Below are 24,635 nucleotides of genomic sequence, written 5' to 3'. Positions count from 1 at the left end.
TGCGATTCAGTGACATCCACGCCAGCGCTAAGAGGATCACATTGCACGACGACCGCCGTCTCACGGAAGTCCGGCTGGACCGATTCGTGCGAGAACGCATTGTCCCCGCGGTCTACCCGCGCAGTGTGTCGCTGGCTCTGAGCAGCTGGGACGCCCCGGATGAGCCGGTGCCGGTCATGGAAGCACTCCGGCAAGAGTTCACCCCGCAGGAGCACGGTGCCGCCTGGGGGAGGCCCTGGAGCACCAAGTGGCTGAGGCTGCAGGGCGAAGTTCCGGCCGCCTGGGGGGGCGCAGCGGACACCTCGGTGGAAATCGTGGTGGACCTCGGCTTCGGCACGGACCTGCCAGGGTTCCAGTGCGAAGGAATCGCCTGGCGGCCCGACGGAACCATCATCAAGGCCATTTCCCCACGGAACCAGTACATCCCGCTCAAGCTGCTGGGCAGCGGCGTGTCCGTCGATTTTTACGTCGAAGCCGCGGCGAACCCCGACCTCTCGCAGGGATGGACCTTCGCGGCGACCCCTTTCGGCGACAAGTCAACTGCGGGCAGCGATCCGAAATACCGGCTGGGCAGGATCGTCATCGCGGAGTTCAACCAGACCGTGTGGGAGCTGCGGCAGGACATCTGGACGCTCAGCGGGCTGATGCACGAACTGCCGATGGACCTGCCCCGCCGTCACGAGATCCTGCGGGCGCTGGAGCGGATGCTGGACATCCTGGATCCCGACGACGTGCCCGGAACCGCAGCCGCTGGCCGGGACGCCCTCGCCGCTGTCCTGTCCCGGCCGGCCTATGCCTCGGCCCATCAGCTTCACGCCACCGGCCACGCGCACATCGACTCCGCCTGGCTGTGGCCTGTCCGGGAAACCATCCGCAAATGCGCCCGGACGTTCTCGAACGTCATCGCGCTGATGGACGAGGAGCCCGACTTCGTGTTTTCGTGCTCCTCGGCTCAGCAGTTGGCCTGGATCAAGGAGCTGTATCCGGAGCTGTTCGGGCGGATCCGCGACAAGGTCAAGACCGGCCAGTTCGTCCCGGTGGGCGGCATGTGGGTCGAATCCGATACCAACATGCCCGGCGGGGAGGCGATGGCCCGCCAGTTTCTGGAGGGCAAGAGCTTCTTCCTCGACGAATTCGGCGTGGAATGCCGGGAAGCCTGGCTTCCCGATTCCTTCGGGTACTCCGCTGCTATGCCGCAGATCGTTAAGGCCGCCGGCTGTGACTGGTTCCTGACTCAGAAGATCTCCTGGAACCAGATCAACAAGATGCCGCACCACACCTTCAACTGGGAAGGAATCGACGGCACGCGGCTGTTCACGCACTTCCCGCCGGTGGACACCTACAACTCGGAGCTGAGCGGACGGGAGCTCGCCCATGCCGAGCGGAACTACCGGGACCACGGACGCGGCACCACGTCGCTGGTCCCGTTCGGTTACGGCGACGGCGGCGGCGGTCCCACCCGCGAGATGCTCGCGGCGGCGCGCCGCACGGCGGACCTTGAGGGATCCCCGAAGGTCCGGCTCGGATCGGCCGCGAGCTTCTTCGACCGGGCCGAGGCCGAATCCGCGTCGCTTCCCGTCTGGGTCGGCGAAATGTACCTGGAACTGCACCGCGGCACCTACACCAGCCAGGCCAAGACCAAGCTGGGCAACCGGCGTAGCGAGCACCTGCTGCGGGAGGCGGAACTCTGGTGCGCAACGGCCGCGGTGCGCCGCGGCTACAGCTATCCGGCGGCCGAGCTCAAGCGCCTGTGGCGTCTGGTCCTGCTGCAGCAGTTCCATGACATTCTTCCCGGCAGCTCCATCGCCTGGGTGCACCAGGACGCCGAACGGAACTACGCCGCCGTCGGGAAGCAGCTGGAGGCGATCATCGCGGATGCGGCCACGGCGGTGCTCGGCAGCGGCGAGCGGGAGTTCCTGCTCAACGCCGCCCCGCACGCGCGCCAGGGTGTCCCCGCCTTCGCCGCCGCCGAGCCGGTCCGGGCGGAGCACCCCGTGCTGGCCACCGAGTCCGGGGGCGGCTACATCCTGGACAACGGCATCATCCGCGCCGTCGTCAATGCGGACGGGCTGCTCATGTCCCTGATGGACTACGCCAGCGGGCGCGAGGCCATTGCGCCCGGGCAGGTCGGCAATCTCCTCGAACTTCACCGGGACACTCCCAACGAATGGGATGCCTGGGACATCGACGCCTTCTATCGCCGCAACGTGGTCCCGCTGACGGAGGCCCGCTCGGTGATGCTGGAGCGCGGTGGCCGGGACGCCGTCGTTGTGGTGGAGCGGCTGGCCGGCTCCTCGGCGATAACGCAGCGGATCTCGCTTGAGGCGGGCTCAGAGTCGCTGTCCATTTCCACGGCCGTGGACTGGCAGGAAAGCGAGAAGCTGCTGAAGCTCGGCTTTGCACTCGATGTCCGGGCAGACCGCTCGGCCTCGGAGATTCAGTTCGGGCATGTGTTCCGCCCGACCCACGTCAACACCTCCTGGGAGGCGGCGAAGTTCGAGATCTGCGCGCACCGGTGGATCCATGTCGCCGAACCCGGCTACGGGGTGGCGGTTTCCAATTCTTCCACCTACGGCCATGACGTCACCCGGAACATCCGGGAGGACGACGGCGGGACCACCACCACCGTGCGGCTCTCGCTGCTGCGCGCCCCCAAGTTCCCGGACCCGGGAGCGGACCGCGGCCGGCATGAACTGAACGTGACGATCAGGCCCGGTGCCAGCATCGCCGGTGCCGTCGAGGAGGGCTACCGCACCAACCTGGCGCCTCGGTTGTCCAAGGGCGCCCATGGGGTGGAGCCGTTGTTCACCGTGTCCAACCAGGCCTTGGTCATCGAGGCCGTCAAGCTCGCTGAAGACGGTTCGGGGGATGTGGTGGCGCGCGTGTACGAGTCCCTGGGGGAGCGGTCCACGGGACTTGTGAAGGCCAACTTCGACGTCGCTGGCGTCCACACCGTGGATATCCTGGAGCGGCCGGTGGCGTCACCGGGCGTGACAGCAGGCCGCGATTCCGCGGAACTGGCCCTACGGCCCTTCCAGCTTGTGACCCTGAGATACGTGCGCTAGCGGGCGTTTTCCTTGCTTCGTCGGGGGTTCAGGCAGCGCAAGGACGTTTTAGCGCCGGGGGACATGCCCATTCTTCGCACCCGGGACTGGGCACAATGACACTATGCCCACCCGCTGCCCCCGCCGAGGGGCATGTCCCTTGGGGCGGTGTCCCGTCCAGCGGGACATGCCCATTCTTCGCACCCGGGACTGGGCACAATGACACTATGCCCGCCCGCTGCCCCCGGCGCGGGGCATGTCCCTTGGGGCGGTGTCCCGTCCAGCGGGACATGCCCGTTTTTCGCACCCGGGACTGGGAACAATGACACTATGTCCACCTGCCGGCCCCGGCGCGGGGCATGTCCCTTGGGGCGGTGTCCCGTCCGGTGGGTTCGCCGCGTCCGGTGGGCATTTCCCGTCCGGTGGGCATTTTCGTTGATCTGGCCGGACGCAGGTGGCCGTTGGCGGCGCTCCTTCCGGTTACCTGCCGCCACAGCTCCTATCGGCCCGGGAAAGGCCCGGATTCCCGCGGGCCTGTGGTGCCGGGCGCCGAAGTAACTGGGCAGGAACGTCGCGGCCCGTCGCATTAGGCTGGTCCTCTCGGGCGTTGGGTGGGCCCCGCGGCGTGGAATCTGGCTTCGCCGCGGAGGATATGTCCATTTTTCCCGCCCGGGGCCGAGCACAACGGGACTATGTCCATCGGCGTACCCCGGCGCGGGCATGTCCCTGAGCGGTGCCCTCCCAGCCCCGGGCCAAGACCCCCGACGAACTAACGAAAACGTCTAGCCCCGGTGCCGCCGGTCCTGAAGAGCCCCGTTAAACAGGCTGAGTGGGAGCGGTCCTTCCGGACCGCTACCACTCATCCCCCCAATGGCGCTTGGACGACTGCCTCGGCTTCGCACGGAGTATTCCGTTTAGGAAGCGGTTGCCGCTTTCACACATTCATGATCCTCTCACGGTCTAATGATTTTGTGAACGTCTATTCGCTGTTCTTATTTAATGTTGCATGAGCGTTACCAGATTTGCTGGCAATGAGCCCGGAGAACCAAAACAGGGCGAGGCCCATGACGTAGCCCAGGACCGCTGAGTAGTTGATCACATGCTGCGCGAGCGCCCACTCCGGAGGCGCGAAAGACGCTGGAATGCTTACCACCACGGCGAGGGCGCCGAGGAACGTCATCAGCGCTGCCGCCCGCACCAGTCGAGGCAACTGGCTCCTGACCGCCGTCAGCAGGGGTGCCGCGAGGATGAGCGAGACGAATGCCGGGTAGCTGCGGCCAGCGGCGGCATAGAAGGGTCCGAGGCCCGCGTTCCGCCCGCCGCCGACGGAGAGCGACTCCAAACCGGCAGAGGACCCTCGGGTGTCCATCAGGAAGAAGATTACCGCCACGGCCGCACAGCAGGCGCCCAGGGCCCAGCGCCCCGTCCTCCCGGCAATCAGTCGGTAGCCCCTGGCGGAGGCGAGTCCCCGCATGACCCGCAGGCCGACCAGCAGGACGGTGGCGAAGACAAGGAACCGCAGGATGAGATGGGTGAGGTTCCAGCCCCCCAGCACGCTGTCAATCGCCTCGTAGGGGCCGGAGACAGCGAGCAGGCTGCACAGCGTCGCCAGGAGGAGAATCCCGAAAACGGTTCTGTTGCGACCCCTCACGGCATCGGGGACGCGGAGGAGAAGCACGGTGCCGCACACCACCAGCGTGCCCCATTCAAGGACTGCCATCATTGCTGGTTCGTCCAATTCGGCCGCCTGCTCAGCTCACGGCAGTCGTCATTTGAAGCCCGGCTTCGTCTTCGGCGTCCGCTCCGCCAATGTCTTCCCGAGCCGACGTGAGCGGCCCGCCATCAGGCTGGAGACCCAGACGGCGGCCAGTCCCAGGGCGAGGCACAGCAGCGCGACGTAGTTGATGATGGCCTTCACATATCCGACTTCCGTCGGGATGAGGGGGAAGAAGGAGCCTAACGTCATGGACGCAAAGGCGACGGTCAACAGTAGCGCCCCCGCGCGGATGGCAACGGGCAGCCTCTGACTGATGGCCCGGTAGGTGGCGGGAAGGATGCACGCTGCCACGTACGACGGGTACAGGCGGCCTGCCGCCGCATAAGCCTCGATGATTACCGCGTTCTCAGGGCTTCTGGACGGAAGGGTGGTCAACCCGGTGACCGACCCAGAGGTGTCGGCCAGCAGGAAGAGTGCCAGGGTCGCGATGCCGATGAGGGAGAGGACTCCAATCCCCACCGGCCCTATGATGAGGCGGATACTCCTCTGGGCGTCGAAGGCCTTGGCGATCCGGTATCCGGCCAGCAGCACGGCCCCATAGATGACAAATCGAAGCATTAGGTTCGCATAGTTCTCCGATCCCAACCCGGAATCCACGGCCGTGTACGGGGCATCAATACTGAGCAGGATAGCCACCGTCATAAACGCGTAGATGAAGAACAGCGAACGGTTCTCACCCCGGATGGCGCTGGGGATACGGGCGAGCGCTATGACGCCGCAGACCGCCAATGTGGTCCACTGCAGGATCGCGATCATCCGAGGTTCTCCCATATCTTTTCTGTCTGTGCCTGTTCCTGTTCCTGCCTGCGGAGGGTCTTGCCAAGGGTTTGCAGGCGCTCGCCGGCCAGCGCCGTGAGGTCACCGTCCGAGAGCGCGTCGAGGGCGGCCTGCCTTGCCCCTGGCGCCCAGCCTGCCTCGGCTTCCGTGATCAAGCCGGTTGCGACGAGTCCGCCCGTGAATCCCATGCCCGCCGAGCGCGCCGTCGCGACGGCGAGTTCCGGGGAGAGCCGGTTCGCGGTCAACTGTGCCGAGTAGTTCTGCGGTGCGACCCCGGTGGCGGCGGAGACCCGGTGCCGCAGCTCGCCGTCGTCGATCGCGTCAACCCAGTTCCGGACGGACGTAGCGTGCGGGGCGGGGCTGAGCGGCGGCGTCAGCGAACTGCCGTGATCCCCGTAACCGCCGTACGCCGGTGAAGACCGGGAAATGACGGCGCGCAGCAGATCCATGGTGGCAATCTGGCTGACCAGCTCGGCGGGAGCCGGCGGCAGCGGCTGTCCGGCCAGCTCGGCGAAGCTGTCGAACGAGGCGAGGGCCGCCAGCGGACTCAGGCGCACGGCCCGGCTGATGCTGACGAGGGTGGTTTCGGCCACCTTCCCACGCACCAGTTGCTGCGCCAGAGTGGTGCGCTTGATCCCGGAGATCCGGCAGATGTCAGCCGTGCTGGACTTCGGGGCAACCTCGTGAAGCCAGCGTTGGAACGCCTTCGCGGGTAGTGGCATCTAGGGCTTCCTGCGGAATCGGCGGGACGTGGTTCTACTGGAGCGCGGCTGTGACGACGCGGCCGGGACTAGGATTTTGCGTAAGGTGCTGATTCAACTATGCTAAATGCTCGAACCCGCTGGTCCGTACACCCCCCAAGTCCGGACCAGCGGGTTCTTTCATGCCCGGCGGGATTCCGGCCGCTTCTTGGCGGTTTCCTGCCGTAACGGATTGCCTGCCGGGCTGCCCGTTTTGGGCTGCGGTGAGAGAATGGACCAATGACTGCAACCCTTGTTGCCAAGGACCTGTCCGGTGGCCACGACCACCGCAGACTCTTCGCCAAACTCTCCCTGACCGTCGCGCCAGGCGACGTCATCGGCGTCGTGGGCGCCAACGGGGCGGGCAAATCCACCCTGCTCCGGCTGCTGGCCGGCGTCGACGCACCGCAGGAGGGCACTGTCAGTCTTGCCCCGGCGGACGCGTTCGTCGGCTGGCTGCCGCAGGAACACGAGCGGATCCCCGGCGAGACGGTGGGCGGCTACATCGCCCGCCGGACCGGATGCGCGCAGGCCACGGCGGAGATGGAGTCCACGGCCGAGGCGTTGGGCACAGGGGCACGCGGCTCGGACGACGCCTACTCGCTGGCCTTCGACCGCTGGATGGCCTCCGGGGCGGCCGACCTCGAGGACCGGATCCCGCCGGCCCTGGCAGACCTCGGCCTCGAGGTGGGGTCCGGGGCTGCGATGTCCGGGCTCTCCGGCGGGCAGGCCGCCCGGGTGGCGCTCGCCGCGCTGCTGCTGAGCCGCTTCGATATCGTGCTGCTGGACGAGCCCACCAATGACCTGGACCTCAACGGCCTGGCCAGGCTGGAGGGCTTCGTGCAGGGCCTGCGCGGCGGCGCTGTGCTGGTCTCCCATGACCGTGAGTTCTTGGCCCGCTGCGTGACCTCCATCGTTGAGCTGGATCTGGCCCAGAACTCCGTGGCGGTCTACGACGGCGGCTATGAGGCTTTCCTGGAGGAGCGGGCGGTCGCGCGAAGGCACGCCCGCGAACGCTACGAGGAGTACGCCGGCACCAAGGCGGACCTCATGTCGCGGGCCCGGACCCAGCGGGAATGGAGCTCCCAGGGCGTCCGGAACGCCATGAAAAAGAACCCGGACAATGACAAGATCCGGCGCGCGGCCAGCACCGAGTCCTCCGAAAAGCAGGGCCAGAAGGTCCGCCAGATGGAATCCCGGATCGCCCGGCTCGAAGAAGTCGAAGAGCCACGCAAGGAGTGGCAACTTCAGTTCAGCATCGGGGCGGCGCCGCGGTCCAGCGCCGTAGTGGCCACGCTCCGTGACGCCGTTGTGCAGCAGGGGGACTTCACTCTGGGCCCGGTGAACCTGCAGCTGAACGCCGGCGAGCGGATCGGGATCACCGGTCCCAACGGCGCCGGAAAATCCACCCTGCTGCGCCTGCTGCTGGGCGGGCAGCGCCCTGATTCCGGCGACGCGTCCATGGGCGCATCGGTGGCCGTCGGTGAGATTGACCAGGCCCGCGGGCTGCTGGCCGGAGGCCTGCTGCTGGGCGCGGCCGTCGAGGCCGTCCTCACGGACCAGTCCCCGGCCGAAGTCCGCACCCTGCTCGCCAAGTTCGGTCTTAAGGCGGACCACACCTCCCGCCCCATGGATTCCCTGTCACCGGGGGAACGGACCCGGGCCGCACTGGCCCTGCTGCAGGCCCGCGGCGTCAACCTGCTGGTCCTGGATGAACCCACCAACCACCTTGACCTGCCCGCCATCGAACAGCTCGAGGACGCCCTTGAAGGCTACGACGGCGCGCTGCTGCTGGTCACGCACGACCGGCGGCTGCTGGAAAACGTGCGCCTGGACGCGCGCTGGAACGTGGACAACGGCGTCGTCACCGAGCTGCTGGGCCATACCTCTCCCGCACCCACCGGCGGACGGACCGCCGCCCCGAAAGGCAACAACGCATGAGCATGGACCGGGTGGCCTGGAGCTCCCTTTACAACATCACCCGCGCCTCGTCCGGCTCCAAGCCGTTTTCGAAGGAGCTGCTCCGGCGTGTCTTCGGCTTCGCCCGGCCGCACCGGGGAAAGCTGATCGCCTTCGTGCTGCTCTCCATCGTGATGGCCGTGCTGGCCGTCGCCACCCCGGTCCTCGCCGGGCAGGTGGTTGACGCGATCATCGCCGGTGCCGGCACCGACGTCGTGGTCCGGCTCGCCGTGCTGATCGCCATCGTGGCGGTGGCGGAAGCCGGTATTGGCCTGGTCACGCGCTGGTTGTCCTCCATCATCGGCGAGGGTGTGATCGTGGACCTGCGGACCAGAGTGTTCGACCACGTGCAGAAGATGCCGATCGCCTTCTTCACCCGCACCCGCACCGGGGCGCTCGTCAGCCGGCTGAACAACGACGTGATCGGGGCGCAGTCGGCCTTCGCCGGAACGCTCTCCGGCGTTGTCAGCAACGTCGTGGCCCTGGCCCTCACCCTCGTGGTGATGCTGGGCAAGTCCTGGCTCGTCACCGTGCTCGCCATGATCCTGCTGCCGATCTTCCTGATTCCGGCCCGCCGGATGGGCTCCCGGCTGGCCGACCTGCGCCGCGAAGCCGCCGAGCACAACGCCGCCATGGGCACCCAGATGACCGAGCGGTTCTCCGCCCCCGGCGCCACCCTGGTGAAGCTCTTCGGCCGCCCCGATGAGGAGTCGCGCGAATTCGCGCTCCGCGCCGGCCGCGTCCGGGACATCGGTGTGCGCACCGCCATGCTGCAGTTCACTTTTGTCACGGCCCTGACGCTCGTCTCGGCGCTGGCCCTGGCGCTGGTCTACGGCCTGGGCGGCTGGCTGGCCCTCCAGGGGCAGCTTGCAGCCGGCGACGTCGTGGTGCTGGCGCTGCTGCTGACCCGCCTCTACGCGCCGCTGACGGCGCTCTCCAACGCCCGGGTGGAAATCATGAGCGCCCTGGTCAGCTTCGAGCGCGTCTTCGAGATCCTGGACCTCAAGCCGCTGATCGTGCAGAAGCCCGACGCCGTGTCATCGCCGCCCGGCCCGCTCTCGGTGGAGTTCGACGACGTCCGCTTCGCCTACCCCTCGGCGGACAAGGTCTCGCTGGCCTCGCTGGAGGACGTGGTCACGCTGGACACCCGCGGCGGGGACGAGGTGCTGCACGGGATCAGCTTCCGGGTGGAGCCGGGCCAGACCGTGGCCCTCGTGGGTTCCTCCGGTGCCGGCAAGTCCACCATCGCGCAGTTACTCTCCCGCTTGTACGACGTCGATTCCGGCGCCGTCCGCTTCGGCGGCACGGCACCGGGCACCGGCGTCGACGTCCGTGACCTCACCTTCGACGCGATGCGCGAAACCCTCGGCATGGTGACGCAGGACGGCCACCTGTTCCACGAGAGCATTTCCTCCAACCTGCGTCTGGCCGCACCGGATGCCACCGAGGAACAGATGTGGGGTGTGCTGCGCCAGGCCCGGCTCGAGGACATGATCCGCTCCCTGCCGGACGGCCTGGACACCGTAGTGGGGGAGCGCGGCTACCGGCTCTCCGGCGGAGAACGCCAGCGCCTCACCATCGCGCGCCTGCTGATCTCGCAGCCTCGCGTCGTCATCCTGGACGAGGCCACGGCCGCGCTGGACTCCACCAACGAAGCCGCCGTGCAGGAAGCACTCGGCGCCGCGCTGGAGGGCCGCACCGCCGTCGTGATTGCCCACCGGCTCTCCACCATCCGCGCCGCCGACGCCATCCTGGTGGTGGAGGACGGCTCGATCGTGGAGCGCGGAACCCACACGCAACTGCTCGCCGCCGAAGGCCGCTACGCGGAGCTGTACCGGACCCAGTTCGCCGAGGCCGCTGCGGTGGTCGACGAGGCCGTTCCCGGGCTCTAGGGCGCATTTTCGCTGATTCGTCCGGGAGCCTTGGCCCGGGAGTCCTGGCGCGTGGGCGGGGCGGGGGGCTCAGGGACATGCCCCGCGCCGGGGCCGGCGGGTGGACACAGTGTCATTATGCCCGGTCCCGGGTGCGAAGAATGGACATGTCCTCTCGCGGCGACGCCGGGCTCCCCGACGCCGGACCCGCCCAACGCTTGGCCCGACCCGCCCGAATTTCGACCGGACCCGCCCAACGCTTGGCCCGACCCGCCCGAATTTCGACCGGGCCCGCCCGACGCCCCGACCGGACCCGCCCGACGCGGCAGGCCGCGACGTTCCTGCCCAGTTACTTCGGCGCCGGCGCCACAAGCCCGCGGGAAATCCGGGCCTTGCCCGGGCCGATGGGAGGTGTGGCGGCTGGTAACCGGGAAGGAACGCCGCCAACGGCCGCCTGCGCCCGAGCAGGGCAACGAAAATACCCCCGGGTCTGGACACCCGCCCCAAGGGACATGCCCCGCGCCGCGGCCAGCGGGTGGACATAGTGTAATTATGCTCAGTCCCGGGTGCGAAGGATGGGCATGCTCCCCGTTACCCCCGGCGCGGAAAGGTCTTGGCGTTGCCTAGACCCCCGACGACCCAGCGAAAATGCCGCTAGTCCTGCTGGCCCCGCAGGACCGGCAGGACATGGTCGGTGAGCAGCGGGGCGAGGTCGTTTGGCAGTTTGCCGTCGAGCTCCAGCCAGCGGATCTCGGCAATTTCAGCGGAGGGGCAGGCGCACCAGGTCCCGGGGGCGGTGAAGACGGTGGCCTCGATCTGTGTGGCCGCCTCGTTGGCGGCGTCCGCGAGCCAGATCCCGAGGAGCTCCAGCTCGTCCGGCGCGAGCACGATCCCGACTTCTTCTTCCAGTTCGCGCGACGCCGTCTCGGCGGCAGTCTCGCCGGCCTCTGGCTTCCCGCCGGGATGCATGAATTTGGCCGTGCCCTTCTTGCGGACGGTCAGGAGCCGTCCGGCGTCGTCAAAGACGCAGACGGCGGAGACCACAATGAGCGGATTCATCCGTGGGTGCCTGGCGGCCGGCGGCTGGCGGCTGGCTGCTGGCGGCGAAGCACGGAGTCGAGCTGAAAGTCCTTGGCCGGTCCCGTGACCTCCCAGCGGTAGCGGAATTCGTCCGGGCCGGTCCTGGCGTAGCTCACCCGGTAGGTGTCCGGCTCGCACCAGTGCTGGTCGTGGCTGCTCTGCGCGCCGAACCCCATGCGGTGGAAGGGGCGGCCGTCCGGGAAGGACATGTCCATCGTGTCCGGCGACTCCGTGGCCCGCAGCAGGTAGTCGCGGCAGGCCGGACCCGTGAACGGTTCGCCGCTGAAGGAGGTCCAGACGATGGTGCCTTCTTCGTGGAGGCGGAGGCCGCCGTCGTGATCCCGTGCGTGGCCACCGTGCCGACTGTCATCATCGCCGAGGGGAGTGAAGCGGGCGACGCCGGTGAAGGCACCGCGGGTGCCGGCGGCCCGGTCCAGGAGGGTGCGGTCCACCTCCCAGGCGCCCACCAGGTAGGCGCGGAGGTCGAAGTCCGGAGCGGAGTCCGGGAACTGGGGGTTCAAGTGCCCTCGATTGGAATCGAACCAACGACACCGGCTTTAGGAGAGCCGTGCTCTATCCACTGAGCTACGAGGGCGGGCCTCCGGACTGGACGGCCGCGGCCGGCCCGTTCGGACACGGATATAAGCATACAAGGTGAGGGACCGTACTACGCTCTTTCCATGACTGCCCCAGCCTCCCCGGCCTCCAAGAACATCATCTATCTCCCGGATGTGCCCGCCACCAGGTTCTATGCCGGTGCTCTGGCACTGCTAAGCGTGCTGCAGTATTTCGTGGCTGAGGCGGCCGTGATCGGCGCCTGGGCGGGATCCGCGCCGTACAGCCGCCGGACGGGTTACATCAGTGATCTGGGCGCCAACGGCTGCGGGGCGTTCGACGGCCGTGACGTCTGCTCGCCGGCGCATCTGCTGATGAATGCCTCGTTTGTGGTCCAGGGCGTTGGGATGATGGCCGGCGCACTGCTGCTCAGCTCGGCCCTGCTGTGCACGGCGGCACGGCCCGGGGCACGGCCGGCGCTGGCCCCGGCCGGCCTGGCGCCGCGGGCCGCCGCGATCATCGCCCGCACCCTCACCGCCCTCGCGGGTGCCGGCACCGTTCTGGTGGGCCTGGTGCCGGAGGATGCCGGCTCCGGCTGGCACATGGTTGGCGCGGTGGCCTACTTCGCCGCCGGGGCTGTGGCGCTGATGGTTCTCGGCGGGCTGTGGCTCCGGCAGTCCCCCCTCGGCTGGTTTATCCTCGCGTGCGGTGTGGTGTCCCTCGGTGCGTTGATTACCGGCGGGGTGACCGGCATGGCGGTCCCGGAGCCCGGCAGCCTGGAACGGCTGATGGGGTACCCGATCACCATCGGCATGGCGGCGGTGGGGCTTGTTGTGGCACAGCGTGTGCGGACCGCGCGCAGGCTTGACCGCGCACAGGCTTGAGCAGTTGCGGCGTGCGGCGAAAAGCCGTGGTGCAGCCCTGCCTCCCGGCGGCCCCCGGATCGCCGGCCGCTACTTGGGCACCGCCGCCGGAGAGGCGGACGCGGCCGCTATGACCTTCAGCAGCTCCTCGTCCCGCAGCTTTGACCACGGCGATTCCGGCGAGCCCTGCAGGGCGGCCTCAGGGCTGTTCGTCTGGGTCCACCACTTCGCTTCGAAGACGCGGCCCTCGAAGAGGACGCGGTCGCCCTTGCGGTAAACCGTGGCCGGCTGCCACTGGGCTGCGGTACCGGCGGGCGCGGTGAGCTGGGGAGTCGGCCTGTCGCCGGGCAGCACGGGGCCGATGATGCGCCACGGCGTGGCGGCACCCTGGCGTACCGGATCATCCGGGGTGTCCGCGCGGGTCCACCACTTGGCCTCATAGACGTTGGAGTGCCAGACGATCCGCTCGCCGGTCGTGTAAGCGGTGGTTTCGCTCCATACCGGGTACGGGCTGGTGGTCGGATCGTCGCTGACGGCGGGGGCCGCCGTCGGTTGCACGGACGGCGCCGGTGCGGCCGACGGGGCGGTGACGCCCGCGCCGAGGATCGTGGCAAAGCTCGCTGAATCCTGCTCCACGCCGCTGCAACCGTCAGAGACCTGCTCGACGTCAGGGTAATTGGGGCTGCACGTCCGGTCACGGTTCAGGGACCACATCGACAGGCGGCCCACGCCCTTGGCGCTTGCATAACCGCTAAGGTCCTGCGCGTCCTGGAGCGTGAAGATTTCACCGGCAATGTCGTTCTGGCCGATCATCGGGGTCAGGCCGATCTTGCGCCAGACGGTTTCGCCGCCCAGCTCGGTCCCTGCCGCCCGGAACAGGGTGGTGAGCTGCCCGTGCGTGGCCTCCGCGGCGGAGACGGCATTCTCGTACATCGAGCGGCCCGGCAGCCTGCTTCCGCCATAGTCCATGGTCATAACGTTGACCCCGGCGAGCTCGGTACCCGCGGAAATCATTCGACGCACCGCGTCGGTGCCCGCCGTCGTCATGCCGTTCGGGTCGGCCGGAAGCGTCAGCCAGACGCTGAGGTCCTTGCCGTCGCGGCGGCGGTCCTGCTGGAGCGCAGCGATGGCCGCGGAGCGCCGGTCCAGGGCGTCGACGTCGCTGAGGGCTCCGCCCTCGATGTCCAGATCGATGCTGCCGACGTTGTAGCGGTCGACGACGTCACGGTAGGCCGCCGTGAGCCGCACCGGGTCCGTGCAGCTGACAGCCAGTTCGTTGTTGATCAGTCCGCCGAAGGAGACGGAAACGGCCCCGCCCAATTGTTGGAGCCGTGCCACGCGGCGGTCCAGGTCCAGGGCCGAGCCGGCCTCGTCCAGGGAGTACGCAGCTCCCCAGGTGGGGGCACAACCGTCCTTGGCATCGGCCACCACGAACGACAGCACCACGTTCCCGGCTTCCTTGGACACAGGCGCTTCAAAGGGATACCTCGGAGTAGCGGTGACGTCGACGTAGCCGGAGAAAATGGAGGGGATGGCCTCGGCTGCCCGGACGTCCTGGAAGTTACCCCAGGCGCCCACCCCGCCGACGGTGGCTGCCACCACGACTCCGATGAGGACGCCCAACCGGGTGATCGATAACTTGCGGCCTGGAAATTTTTCGGACACAGGGCCCCCTTATGTCATTAGGTCACCTGCCGGTCACCTGCCGGCTGCGAGGATCAGATTGAGTAAATTCCGGGGTGTCTGTTGTCCGGCATCGGTCTGACCTTGCATTATCATAAGGGCACTGGCCGGAACATTCCGGTGCTTCGTGCGCGATTCCGCAAAAGCGCACGCCGACTTTGCCGTCTATGGGGACCAATGTCTGATCAGCTTGTCTTGCCGCGCCTGGACGCAGAAGGCGTCTCCGGCGATCAAAAGGGTGCCTCGCGGCGCCGCCAGTGGGGGGCGGAGCGGCGTTCCGAGCCGCTGTCGATCGTGCACCCCCGGCCCACCCGGCGCAAAATAATTCTCGGCCGGCTGGCCATTCTCACCACGGTCCTGGCTTGGGTTACTTACGTCATTTCGACAATCCTCAAAGAGCTTGCGGATAACCCCAACGCCGGCTTTCGGTTCCAATTCGAGACGGGTTCCTATCTTGTCGTCGTAACATTCCTGACATTTTCGGCACTCATGTATCTGTTGGCCAGACAAGGGGCGCTATACCGCTTCCGGGACCACCAGCGCGTTCCGCGCGGAGAACTCGACCGCCACTTTTCCGGTTATGCCGACGGCATCACTGTCCTGGTCCCTTCCTACGCCGAGGAGCCGCAGGTTGTGCGCGCCACCCTGTGGTCCGCCGCACTGCAGGAGTTCCCGGATCTCAAGATCGTCCTGCTGCTGGATGATCCGCCACACCCTTCGGACCCTTCGGACCTCGCACGGCTGGACAAGACGCGGGCCCTGACGGCGGAGATCGCCGCCGCCCTGGGCGCTCCGGCGCAACGTTTCACCACTGCCCTGGCGGACTTCCGGCACCGCGACGAGCCCGCCGCCTACGACGAGCCCGCCGAGCTGGCCCTGCTGATCGCCGAATACGAGGCCGCAGCTGACTGGCTGGAGTCGATGGCGGCCGGCGAGCAGGTCGAGGACCATGTGGACGAGTTCTTCGTGGATCTGGTGCTGATGGGGCTGGCCCGCGAACTACGGCTCGTGCTGGTGGGGCTGACTGCGGCTGCCGTTCAGCGGGCGTCACCGCCACGGTCGCGGCTCGAGGAGCTGTACCTGCGGCTGACCTGGATCTTCACCGTGACCACGGAAACATTTGAGCGGAAAAAGTACGCGAGTCTCTCGCATGAGGCCAACAAGGCTATGAACCTCAATGCCTACATCTCGCTGATGGGGCATTCCTGGCAGGAAGAGACCACCGCCGACGGCGTGGTCCTGCGCAAGCTGCAGCCCGACGTCGAGCGCGGGGGACGGGGGCGGGTGCTGGACGTCCGGGACACCACCTACCTGCTGACGCTCGACGCCGACTCGCTCCTGCTGCGTGACTACTGCCTCCGCCTGGTCTACTTCCTGGAATCTGCGGGCAACGAGCGGGTCGCCGTGACCCAGACGCCGTACTCCTCCTTCCGCGGCGCGCCGACCCGCATCGAACGGGTCGCAGGAGCCACCACCGACCTTCAGCACATCCTGCACCAGGGCATGACGTACTACGGCGCCACCTTCTGGGTGGGAGCAAACGCGGTCATCCGGAAGTGCGCGCTGGAGGACATCGTCGAGGTGGAGACCAGCGGCGGGTTCGAGATCCGGACCTACATCCAGGACCGCACGGTCATCGAGGACACCGAATCCAGCATCGACCTCGGCCAGCACGGCTGGACCCTGGTCAACTACCCGGAACGGCTGAGCTACAGCGCCACCCCGCCGGACTTCGGGTCCCTCGTGGTCCAGCGTCGGCGCTGGGCCAACGGCGGCCTGCTGATCCTGCCCAAGCTGTGGGTCCAGCTCCGCCAGCACCGCTCCGAGCGCCGGGCGATCCTGTTCCGCGAGGTACTGCTGCGGGTGAACTACATGGCATCCATCGCCTGGGCGAGTTTTGGCCTGCTCTTCCTGCTGGCCTACCCCTACGACAGCCGGTTGCTGAGCCCCGTCGTGTTCCTGGCGGCCCTGCCGTACTTCCTGGCCATGGGCAGCGATCTGCGCGACTGCGGACACCGTTTTAGCGATATCCTCCGGATCTACGGCTTCAACCTGGTTCTGCTGCCGGTGAACCTGGCCGGCGTCCTCAAATCTCTGCAGCAGGCTGTCACCGGTGACAAGATCCCGTTCGCCCGCACCCCGAAGGTCAAGGACCGCACCTCCGCACCCGCGATCTATGTGCTGACGCCATACGCGATCGTGGCATTCTCGCTGTTAACGGTCTGGCGGGATGCCCAGTTGGGAAACTGGGGCAACGTGGCCTTCGCCTCGCTCAACGCCATCCTCGCCGCCGGCGCGATGCGCGCGTACATCGGCGTCTTCAACTCCGCGGTCGACGTGTTCCTTGGAATGGTCAACTGGCTCTATGTCAGCCCGCGGCCAAAGAAAGCAAAGGAGAGTCCCGTGATTCCCAAGACAGCTGAGGAGATCGACTGGGAGACAATTCTCTACCATGGCGACCGCCGGCTTAACCGGGATCTTCGCGGCTCCGCCGACCGCCGTCGTCGGATTGCCGTCCGATGACGGTTGAAGCCCCGGCCGGGCCCGACGAGCAAACCACTGCAGAGGCCGCGGCCCAGCCGATCGGCGTCCGAATCCTTCACTGGGGAATTATCGAGGTGACCCTGCCGGCCAACCAGGAAATCGAGGGGGCCGAGGCCCGGGTTGCCGGTGCCGCCGTCCGGGCAATGGCCGGCGGCCGGCGGATGCCGGTGCTGCTCGTGATCACCGGTATCTTAGGAGTGAGCGTCGAGGCCCGGCACGTCTTTGCCACCTCGGTGGCCGCGTCCGCGTTTGCCCTGGTCGGTGAAAGCCCCGTGGACCGGGTTATCGCCCACTACCTGCTGCGGTCGAAAAGTGAGACGATTCCGGCCGGGTTCTTTTCGTCCGAGGAAGAAGCCATCGAGTGGTTAGGGCAATACACGAGTGAAGACTGATCCTCCGGATCCCAGGCTGCACGCCCTGGTGGAAGGTATTGTCCGCATCGCCGGTGGGGACCTTTCCACCAGGATTCCGCACTCGGGCGCCCGGGACGACGTCGCCGCAGTCATCGCCGGCATCAACCTGATGGCCGACGATCTGCAGACCATCTACCAGGAGCTCGAGGAACGCGTCGAGAGCCGCACGGCCATGCTGCGTGAAGCCCAGGTGGAGCTTGAGCGCATGGCGCTGAGGGACCCGCTGACGCAGCTCGCCAACCGGACCGCGCTTAATTCGGTGCTCAGCCACGCCCTTGCGGAGACGTCCCGGGGCGAAATGCCGCCGGCCCTGCTGATCCTCGATCTCGATTCCTTCAAAGGCATCAACGACACCCTGGGCCACAGCGCCGGCGACGACGTTCTCCGGGTGGTCGCCGGCCGGCTGCAGGATGCCGTTCGCGATACGGATACCGTTGCGCGCCTCGGCGGCGATGAATTCGCCGTTATGCTGCCCAAATCCAACCTCGTCCGGGCCCGCCGTGTGGCCAACAGGATCCTCAAGGCGCTGGGTGAGAGCCTGGAAATCGGGGATCTGCGGGTTACCTGCGGCACCAGCATCGGCCTGCGCATCGCGGAAGCGGGCCAGTCCGCCGATGAGCTCGTGATGGAAGCCGATACGGCGATGTACGCGGCCAAGGCGCAGCCGCACAGCAGCATCAAGGTGTTCGAACCGGCGTTGCTCTACGCGCGCCGGCTCCAGAGCGTCATGATCACCGAAATGCGCAAAGCGATCCGCGAGGACCAGCTCACTTTGCACTATCAGCCGGTGGTGGAGCTGGCGACCGGCCGGATCGAAGGCGTCGAGGCGCTGGTGCGGTGGTGCCACCCCGAGCGGGGACTCCTGATGCCGGACCAGTTCATTCCGCTGGCCGAAGAGACAGGCATGATCGTGGACCTGGGACATTGGGTCCTGCGCAACGCCGTGCGCCAGCTGCGCGACTGGCAGCAGACGCTCAACATGGACAGCAGATTCAACGTCCGCGTCAACATCTCCACGACCGAGCTGCAGAACCTGCAACTGATCGAACATGTCCGCGACATCCTCCGCGAGACGGGGCTGGACGCCGCAAACCTCATTGTCGAGCTGACGGAGTCCATGGCCGTGAACGGCGGGGACGTGGACAAGTACTCGCTCAGCGGGCTGCGCCGGCTCGGTGTGCAGCTGGAAATCGACGACTTCGGCACCGGATACTCGTCCATCAGCTACCTGCGGAAACTGCCCGTGAACGTGGTCAAGATCGACAAGAGCCTGATTGACGGGCTGGGCACCGACGACGAGCAAGGGAACTTCGTCGGGGCCGTGCTGCACCTCATCCATGCCTGCGGACTCAAGGCTGTTGCCGAAGGAATCGAGACGGCGGAGCAGGCCCGGATCCTTACGGCGCTGGGCTGCGCCAGCGGCCAGGGCTACTACTTCAGCCGGCCCGTGCCGGCGGCCGAGATCGAGTCCATGCTCAGACTGGCGGAGTAGGGGCGGGGCGCCGATAGGTGCAAGCTCCGTTTAAGGAATTAAGCACGACGCCGGGTATCGGATTCAAAATCCGGTACCCGGCGTCGTGTACTGCTTCGTTTGCTAGTTCTTCGGGGTGGAGTTCGGCCACCAGTACACGGCCGAGATTGAGCCCTGACCGGAGTTGTCGCCGCTTGCGGAAACTGCGGCTCCAGCGGACAGGCCTGCGGCTGCGATGGCTCCGGTGACGAGGAGCGTTGCAAGGATTTTCTTCATGAAGGACTCCTGATACGTAAGGGGCTGATGTGACGCATGTGATGCGAGTTCAGTATAGAGGTAGAAGAAACGCCGTGAAGCAAGAATCCCGCAACCACTGTCAAAGCTATGCTAATCGCGCGAGGGTGGTCGATTACTGCGCGAAAACTGCGGAGGTTTTGCTTGCGATCCCTGCACGTTTCCACCCTCAAGGCGACGGATAATTGAGTCATGCCATTGCACTCCGTTTCGCCGTTGTACGCCGCCGCTGAATTGCAGGCACACGAGCACCGGACCAACCATGCCTTCGTTCAAGCGGCCAGTAGCGCACAAGACGCCGCCGACATTGCCCGCTTCGACGGCGATGTGGATTCCTGGTGGAACATGACGTTCCTTCAAGCTGAGAACCTCTTGGATGCGGAGGATTTCGAGGCCTGCGCGGCCCTTGCCTCGGATCTGGTCGGTGGATCCCATCCCTCGATGGAACCGCGGGCCAAGGCACGAACCTACATTCTGGTGGCCAAGGCCAGACAAGGGGCCGGCTTCCTGGAAGAGGCGGCGGATGCCGCCCGGGCAGCCGTCGAGCTTGTGATAGACGACGACGATGTCGAAACCCACGTTAAGGCCCGACAGGCGCTCATCGCAGCTTTGGCAGACAGCGGGAAGCTGGACGCGGCATGGGCAGAATGTCTGGGACTAGCGGAGGTGGTCTCCGCGGAAGTCGACGACCAGTTAATCGGCAAGGTCTATTGGGTCATCGGGAACGTAGCGTTCCTTTGCAATAAGGTGCAGGAGGGTCTCGCATATCACGAGCTTGCGGCGGCGACCTTTTCCCCGGCAAGGAACCTCGATGTCTGGGCGAAATTCAACAAGGCATCCGCCGCAATGCGGCTCGCGGCAGACATCGCAGACGCTGACACATTGCGCTGCATTGAACGGGCCGAACTGGCCACGGACGTTGTCGGGGGGAGCGTCAGCGACTTGCTGCTGCTAAGGCTCAACCGCGGGCATTGGACGTTTCTGGCAGGCGAGGTTGAGGTAGCGATCCAGATGCTTGAAGGCATCTGCGTTGAGGTGGACAATACCGGGCCCCAAATCCTCGGCGAGGCGTGTCTCCTGCTGGGCCGGGCCTATGCCGCCCTCGGGAACAAGGCCGAAGCCAACCAGAACCTCCTAACGGCCGCCGAGCACTTCGAAACTGCCGGCGCCGCTCAGCGGGCAGAGCTGGCCCGGGGGTACCTCGCGGCTTAAGCCGAGCCCGCACACAGCCTGATGCTGCGCCATCGCCGATCCCGCCCCAACACCCATGGATATGTCCTCCCGACCGCCCCGCGGATTGACATAGTGCCACCATGTCCAGCGGCCGCGGTCAGCGCTGGGCATGTCCCGCGGTGTGGGCGGCGGCAGTCTTGCGGCCCAGGAACACCGCGGCTCCGCCCACCACCAGGCTCAGCACCAGCAGCACCCAACCGGCGACGGTGAGGCCCGACGCCAAAGCAACCTGGCCGGCGTCGACGGCGTCGGCGGACAGCATCGCATCAATGGCAACGTTTCCCCACAGCCGCACAACGACAAAGAGAATGGGAACAGCCCAGAGCGCCCAGCGCAGGGCTTTCCTTGCCACGTTCGTTCCGATCAGCAGCAGCCAGGTGAAGCCGAAGATGAGCGGGAAGAGTAGACCCGCCGTTTTGTGGACGTAGTTGAGCTGCCCGCGGGCGTTTTCGTCCATGACCGAGCGGAGCCGTTCCACAAAGCCCTGGTCGAAGCCTCCGAACAGTGAGTCAGGCATGGCCACGCCGCCGGTCAGCTGGGTGAGCTGGTTCAGGGTGAGCAGATGGACGTACCAGAACAGGAAAAGGCTCGCCACGACGCCCGCGATCAGGATCAGATTGCTGTTGTTCTGGGCTTTCTGCGGGGACCGGCTGGTGCTCGGATTGATCACCGACGGCAGTTGGTGCTGGGGGACGGTCGCGTTGGCGCCGTGCTTCTTGATCCGCTGCGCGGGAGTCTTGGCCATGATTCCATTATCGCCCCGCACCGCCGTCCCGCCGGCACAGATCGGCATGGATCGTCACGGCGGATCGGTGGCCGGTCACCGTCGTCTGTTCACTGCCCACGGCCGCCGATAGGCTGGAGAGCGTGACCGAACTAGGAAAACACCGGCTTGGCCGGCACAGCACCGCCGAACTCAACCCTGCCCTGGATGACTACCAGCTCGCCGACGCCCTCGTGCGCGAGGCGGGCACGCTGGCGCTCCTCATGCGTCAGGCCGGGCTGGAGGGACGGCAAAAGACGTCTGTCTCCGATGTGGTCACCGCCGCCGATCACGCAGCCGAGGCCTACGTGCTGGAACAGCTCCGGCGCTGCCGGCCCGACGACGGCATCCTTGGGGAAGAGGGTTCCGCCGTGACGGGAAGCAGCGGCAGGACCTGGGTCATCGACCCGGTCGACGGAACCTACAACTTCCTGCACGGCTCCACCTACTGGTGCTCCGCCATCGCCCTCAAAGACTCCTCCGGAGTGGTGCTCGGCTCGGTTTTCCAGCCTGAGGAAGACAAGCTGTGGCTCGGCGGGACCTCGCAGCCTTCAACATTGAACGGCGAACCCCTGACCACCTTCCGGCCGGATGCAGCGGGTGCCGGCCGCTCGGTCGCTCCTCTGTCCGAACTCGGTGCCGCCACCTACATCCACCCCACCTGGCTCGCCGATCCGTTGTGCGCCATGCCCTGGCACGCCGCCGCGACCTCCGCCGCTTCGCTTCGGATGTTCGGCTCGGGCTCGTGCGATCTGGGCCGGGTGGCCGACGGCGAACTGGGCTGCTGGTTCCAGCACAGCTGCCCGGAATGGGACTGGCTCCCCGGCCAGGCGATCGTTCTCGCGGCCGGCGGCGCGGCCGACGTCGTGCGGGTCAACGGGCTCGACTGGTTCCTCGCCGGGGGCACGACGGCGGTCCGGCAGCTCCGCGCGGCGCTCGAGTCCGGCTCCGTCGGCTAGGTCAGGCGCTACACACCCCGTCCCCGCGGGGGCGGACCTGGCGGTCAGTGGCACCGCCTAGACTTGATAACACCATGGATATGTTGTTTGACCCTCACGCCGACGGACCCTTCCGAGCTGCCTCCACAGCGGCGGCGGCCGCCAAATCGCCCGCCGGAACGGGGATGGCAGCCCGGGATGCCGCGCGAAGCATGCGGACAGACGGCGGTGACGGCCGTCACGGCGCCAACCCGGCCGGAGGCCACGATGGCCCCCGGCTCCCGGGCGCGGAGGAGCTCCTGCAGGGCCTGAACCCGGAGCAGGAAGAAGCGGTCAAGCACGCCGGCAGTGCCCTGCTGATTGTTGCCGGCGCCGGTTCGGGCAAGACCCGCGTGCTCAGCAACCGCATCGCTTACCTCATTGCCACCCACCGCGCGCACCACGGCGAGATCCTGGCCATCACCTTCACCAACAAGGCTGCCGCCGAAATGCGCGAACGGGTTGAAGCCCTGGTCGGCGGCCGGGCCAAGACCATGTGGGTCTCCACCTTCCACTCGTCCTGCGTCCGGATCCTGCGCCGGGAAGCCAAGAACGTCGGCCTGAATTCCAACTTCTCCATCTACGATTCCGCGGACTCGCTGCGCCTGATCACGCTGGTGGCCAAGAACCTGGACCTCGATCCCAAACGGTTCGCGCCCAAGGCCATCCAGCACAAGATCTCCGCGCTCAAGAACGAACTGATCGACGCGGACAGCTACTCCTCGGCCGCCAATCACAACGACCCCTTCGAGCAGGCCGTCGCCGAGGTCTTCAAGGGCTATTCGCAGCGGCTGCGCCAGGCCAACGCCATGGACTTCGATGACCTGATCGCCGAGACCGTCTACATGTTCCGGGCGTTCCCGGCGCTCGCGGACTCCTACCGGCGCCGTTTCCGGCACGTCCTCGTGGACGAATACCAGGACACCAACCACGCCCAGTACGCCCTGGTCCGCGAAATCGTCGGCGAGGGCCCCGGCGCGGCCGAACTGACCGTCGTCGGCGATTCGGACCAGTCCATCTACGCCTTCCGCGGCGCCGATATCCGCAACATCGTGGAGTTCGAAAAAGACTACCCTGACGCCCGGACCATCAAACTTGAGCAGAACTACCGCTCCACCCAGACGATCCTCAGCGCCGCCAACTCGGTTATCTCACGCAACCCCAACCGGCCCGAGAAGCGGCTCTGGACTGCCGAGGGCGACGGCGAGAAGATCGTCGGCTACGTCGGCGAGAACGAACACGACGAAGCCCAGTTCATCGCCAAGGAAATCGACCGGCTGCAGGACGAGGGCGATCTGCGGCCCGGCGACGTGGCCATCTTCTACCGCACCAACGCCCAATCCCGCTCCATTGAGGACGTCCTGGTGCGGGTCGGGCTGCCGTACAAGGTAGTCGGTGGAACCCGCTTCTACGAGCGCAAGGAGATCAAGGACGCGCTCGCCTACCTGCGGGTGCTGATCAACCCGGACGACGACGTGAACCTGCGCCGGATCCTCAACGAGCCCCGGCGCGGCATCGGCGACCGCGCGGAAGGCGCCGTGGCCTCCCTCGCCCAGCGGGACCGGATATCCTTCATGGCCGCGGCCCGCCGCGCCGACGAGGCGCCGGGCATGGCCACCCGCTCCGTCAACGCCGTGCAGGGCTTCGTGAAGATGCTCGACGATCTCGAGGAGGTGGCCTCCGGCTCCGGTGCGGCCGCCGCAATCGAGGCCGTGCTGGAACAGACCGGCTACCTTGCAACCCTGCGCTCCAGCACCGACCCGCAGGACGAGTCCCGGGTGGAAAACCTCGCCGAACTCGTCGCCGTCGTGCGTGAATACGAACGTGACAACCCCGAGGGCTCGCTGGGTGCCTTCCTCGAGCAGGTCTCGCTCGTGGCCGACGCCGACCAGATCCCGGACGCCCCTGGCGGTGACGCCGACGACCTGGCGGCCGCCGTCGCCGAAGCCAAGCGGCTCGGGGTCGTGACCCTGATGACCCTGCACACAGCCAAGGGCCTGGAATTCCCGGTGGTGTTCCTGACCGGCATGGAGCACGGGCTGTTCCCGCACCAGCGCTCGGCCACCGACCCCAAGGAGCTGGCCGAGGAACGCCGGCTGGCCTACGTGGGGCTGACCCGGGCCCGGAAGCGGCTCTACCTGACCCGTTCCGAGGTCCGCAGCATGTGGGGCCAGAGCCAGTACAACCCGGCGAGCCAGTTCATCGAGGAAATCCCGGCCGAGCTGGTGGAATGGCGGCGCGAAGGGTCCAACCGCCAGACCGGCAGCTGGGGGAGCGGGTCCGCTGTCGGCTCCAGCCGCTACGGCGGGTCCTCCTGGGGCGCCGGAGCCCGCGGCGCCGGGCCCGGCCCGTCCGCCGGCTTCAATGCCGACGTCCCTGCGGCAATCGCCAAAAACCGGGTGCAACCGCAAAAGGAAATCGTCGCCGTCAGCGTGGGGGACAAGGTCAACCACACGAGTTTCGGCAACGGCACCGTCCTGGCCCTCGAGGGCGCGGGCGACAAAACAGTGGCCAAGGTGAACTTCGGGATCGGTGACAAGCGGCTCCTGCTCCGCTACGCGCCGCTGACCAAGCTCGATGCCTGAGCGCCG

Annotated in this window: 18 protein-coding genes and 1 tRNA gene; 10 read left to right on the top strand and 9 right to left on the bottom strand. The window is 67.0% G+C overall.

Annotated elements, in window-relative coordinates:
• Positions 1–41 precede the first annotated feature (41 nt).
• Complete coding sequence (locus AC50X6_RS11985; RefSeq protein ID WP_494966483.1) at positions 42–3,065, top strand: alpha-mannosidase; 3,024 nt, start codon at positions 42–44, stop codon at positions 3,063–3,065.
• 958 nt (positions 3,066–4,023) lie between these two features.
• Here AC50X6_RS11985 and AC50X6_RS11980 read toward each other — a convergent pair.
• From AC50X6_RS11980 to AC50X6_RS11970, 3 genes are read right to left on the bottom strand one after another with little or no spacing between them, the layout of a single operon-like run.
• On the bottom strand, positions 4,024–4,782 hold the full coding sequence (locus AC50X6_RS11980) for a hypothetical protein (RefSeq protein ID WP_494966426.1): 759 nt from the start codon (positions 4,780–4,782) through the stop codon (positions 4,024–4,026).
• Positions 4,783–4,812: 30 nt separating this feature from the next.
• On the bottom strand, positions 4,813–5,592 hold the full coding sequence (locus tag AC50X6_RS11975; RefSeq protein ID WP_494966425.1) for a hypothetical protein: 780 nt from the start codon (positions 5,590–5,592) through the stop codon (positions 4,813–4,815).
• Positions 5,574–6,320 (bottom strand): hypothetical protein, encoded by a 747-nt coding sequence (locus AC50X6_RS11970; RefSeq protein WP_494966424.1) that lies wholly within the window; start codon positions 6,318–6,320, stop codon positions 5,574–5,576. The genes AC50X6_RS11975 and AC50X6_RS11970 overlap by 19 nt, the downstream gene beginning before the upstream one ends.
• 258 nt (positions 6,321–6,578) lie before the next feature.
• Between AC50X6_RS11970 and AC50X6_RS11965 the strand changes: the two genes are divergently transcribed.
• Entirely contained in the window at positions 6,579–8,279 is a 1,701-nt protein-coding gene (locus AC50X6_RS11965; protein ID WP_494966423.1) for an ABC-F family ATP-binding cassette domain-containing protein, read from the top strand.
• Positions 8,276–10,189, top strand: coding sequence for an ABC transporter ATP-binding protein (locus AC50X6_RS11960; protein ID WP_494966422.1), 1,914 nt, complete (start codon positions 8,276–8,278; stop codon positions 10,187–10,189). Before AC50X6_RS11965 ends, AC50X6_RS11960 begins: the two co-directional genes overlap by 4 nt.
• A 633-nt stretch (positions 10,190–10,822) precedes the next feature.
• On the opposite strand, the gene AC50X6_RS11955 is transcribed toward AC50X6_RS11960, so the two are convergent.
• From AC50X6_RS11955 to AC50X6_RS11945, 3 genes are all read right to left on the bottom strand, one after another.
• The gene (locus AC50X6_RS11955) at positions 10,823–11,227 is read right to left on the bottom strand and encodes an NUDIX hydrolase (protein WP_494966421.1); all 405 of its coding nucleotides are present in this window, start codon (positions 11,225–11,227) and stop codon (positions 10,823–10,825) included.
• Positions 11,224–11,769 carry a DUF6314 family protein gene (locus AC50X6_RS11950; protein WP_494966420.1) on the bottom strand — a complete coding sequence of 182 codons (546 nt, stop codon included), beginning with the start codon at positions 11,767–11,769 and terminating at the stop codon, positions 11,224–11,226. The genes AC50X6_RS11955 and AC50X6_RS11950 overlap by 4 nt, the downstream gene beginning before the upstream one ends.
• Before the next feature lies 1 nt (position 11,770).
• A tRNA-Arg gene (locus tag AC50X6_RS11945) sits at positions 11,771–11,843 on the bottom strand.
• Positions 11,844–11,928: 85 nt separating this feature from the next.
• On the opposite strand from AC50X6_RS11945, the gene AC50X6_RS11940 reads away from it, so the two are divergent.
• Positions 11,929–12,687, top strand: coding sequence for a DUF998 domain-containing protein (locus tag AC50X6_RS11940; protein WP_494966419.1), 759 nt, complete (start codon positions 11,929–11,931; stop codon positions 12,685–12,687).
• A gap of 69 nt (positions 12,688–12,756) precedes the next feature.
• On the opposite strand, the gene AC50X6_RS11935 is transcribed toward AC50X6_RS11940, so the two are convergent.
• Positions 12,757–14,331, bottom strand: a complete 1,575-nt coding sequence (locus AC50X6_RS11935) for a chitinase (protein WP_494966418.1) — start codon at positions 14,329–14,331, stop codon at positions 12,757–12,759.
• A gap of 195 nt (positions 14,332–14,526) precedes the next feature.
• Between AC50X6_RS11935 and AC50X6_RS11930 the strand changes: the two genes are divergently transcribed.
• Genes AC50X6_RS11930 through AC50X6_RS11920 form a run of 3 tightly spaced genes read left to right on the top strand, consistent with a single transcriptional unit; the run spans position 14,527 to position 18,798 of the window.
• A complete protein-coding gene (locus AC50X6_RS11930; RefSeq protein ID WP_494966417.1) occupies positions 14,527–16,872 on the top strand; it encodes a glycosyltransferase family 2 protein in 2,346 nt (781 codons plus the stop codon).
• On the top strand, positions 16,869–17,285 hold the full coding sequence (locus tag AC50X6_RS11925) for a DUF7793 family protein (RefSeq protein ID WP_494966416.1): 417 nt from the start codon (positions 16,869–16,871) through the stop codon (positions 17,283–17,285). Before AC50X6_RS11930 ends, AC50X6_RS11925 begins: the two co-directional genes overlap by 4 nt.
• Positions 17,275–18,798, top strand: coding sequence for a putative bifunctional diguanylate cyclase/phosphodiesterase (locus tag AC50X6_RS11920; protein ID WP_494966415.1), 1,524 nt, complete (start codon positions 17,275–17,277; stop codon positions 18,796–18,798). Before AC50X6_RS11925 ends, AC50X6_RS11920 begins: the two co-directional genes overlap by 11 nt.
• Positions 18,799–18,900: 102 nt before the next feature.
• On the opposite strand, the gene AC50X6_RS11915 is transcribed toward AC50X6_RS11920, so the two are convergent.
• Positions 18,901–19,053, bottom strand: a complete 153-nt coding sequence (locus tag AC50X6_RS11915; RefSeq protein WP_326968520.1) for a hypothetical protein — start codon at positions 19,051–19,053, stop codon at positions 18,901–18,903.
• Positions 19,054–19,263: 210 nt separating this feature from the next.
• Between AC50X6_RS11915 and AC50X6_RS11910 the strand changes: the two genes are divergently transcribed.
• Positions 19,264–20,283 carry a hypothetical protein gene (locus AC50X6_RS11910; protein WP_494966414.1) on the top strand — a complete coding sequence of 340 codons (1,020 nt, stop codon included), beginning with the start codon at positions 19,264–19,266 and terminating at the stop codon, positions 20,281–20,283.
• Between the two features lie 118 nt (positions 20,284–20,401).
• Here AC50X6_RS11910 and AC50X6_RS11905 read toward each other — a convergent pair whose 3' ends face one another.
• On the bottom strand, positions 20,402–21,049 hold the full coding sequence (locus tag AC50X6_RS11905) for a hypothetical protein (protein ID WP_494966413.1): 648 nt from the start codon (positions 21,047–21,049) through the stop codon (positions 20,402–20,404).
• A 122-nt stretch (positions 21,050–21,171) separates the two neighbouring features.
• Here AC50X6_RS11905 and AC50X6_RS11900 point away from each other — a divergent pair, with 122 nt between their 5' ends.
• Complete coding sequence (locus tag AC50X6_RS11900; protein ID WP_494966412.1) at positions 21,172–22,026, top strand: inositol monophosphatase family protein; 855 nt, start codon at positions 21,172–21,174, stop codon at positions 22,024–22,026.
• A gap of 80 nt (positions 22,027–22,106) precedes the next feature.
• Positions 22,107–24,629 (top strand): DNA helicase PcrA, encoded by a 2,523-nt coding sequence (pcrA, locus tag AC50X6_RS11895; RefSeq protein ID WP_494966482.1) that lies wholly within the window; start codon positions 22,107–22,109, stop codon positions 24,627–24,629.
• Positions 24,630–24,635: the final 6 nt, after the last annotated feature.

It is taken from the genome of Pseudarthrobacter sp. HLT1-7 (assembly GCF_059383435.1).
The sequence above is the reverse complement of the archived record's forward strand: the minus strand, read 5'-3'. Positions and strand labels throughout refer to the sequence as shown.

Excerpts from the sequence above, each read along its gene's own strand:
- AC50X6_RS11975 (WP_494966425.1), bottom strand. The coding sequence starts at position 5,592 with ATGGGAGAACCTCGGATGATCGCGATCCTGCAGTGGACCACATTGGCG.
- AC50X6_RS11970 (WP_494966424.1), bottom strand. The coding sequence starts at position 6,320 with ATGCCACTACCCGCGAAGGCGTTCCAACGCTGGCTTCACGAGGTTGCC.
- AC50X6_RS11965 (WP_494966423.1), top strand. The coding sequence starts at position 6,579 with ATGACTGCAACCCTTGTTGCCAAGGACCTGTCCGGTGGCCACGACCAC.
- AC50X6_RS11960 (WP_494966422.1), top strand. The coding sequence starts at position 8,276 with ATGAGCATGGACCGGGTGGCCTGGAGCTCCCTTTACAACATCACCCGC.
- AC50X6_RS11955 (WP_494966421.1), bottom strand. The coding sequence starts at position 11,227 with ATGAATCCGCTCATTGTGGTCTCCGCCGTCTGCGTCTTTGACGACGCC.
- AC50X6_RS11940 (WP_494966419.1), top strand. The coding sequence starts at position 11,929 with ATGACTGCCCCAGCCTCCCCGGCCTCCAAGAACATCATCTATCTCCCG.
- AC50X6_RS11930 (WP_494966417.1), top strand. The coding sequence starts at position 14,527 with ATGTCTGATCAGCTTGTCTTGCCGCGCCTGGACGCAGAAGGCGTCTCC.
- AC50X6_RS11925 (WP_494966416.1), top strand. The coding sequence starts at position 16,869 with ATGACGGTTGAAGCCCCGGCCGGGCCCGACGAGCAAACCACTGCAGAG.
- AC50X6_RS11915 (WP_326968520.1), bottom strand. The coding sequence starts at position 19,053 with ATGAAGAAAATCCTTGCAACGCTCCTCGTCACCGGAGCCATCGCAGCC.
- AC50X6_RS11910 (WP_494966414.1), top strand. The coding sequence starts at position 19,264 with ATGCCATTGCACTCCGTTTCGCCGTTGTACGCCGCCGCTGAATTGCAG.
- AC50X6_RS11905 (WP_494966413.1), bottom strand. The coding sequence starts at position 21,049 with ATGGCCAAGACTCCCGCGCAGCGGATCAAGAAGCACGGCGCCAACGCG.
- pcrA (WP_494966482.1), top strand. The coding sequence starts at position 22,107 with ATGTTGTTTGACCCTCACGCCGACGGACCCTTCCGAGCTGCCTCCACA.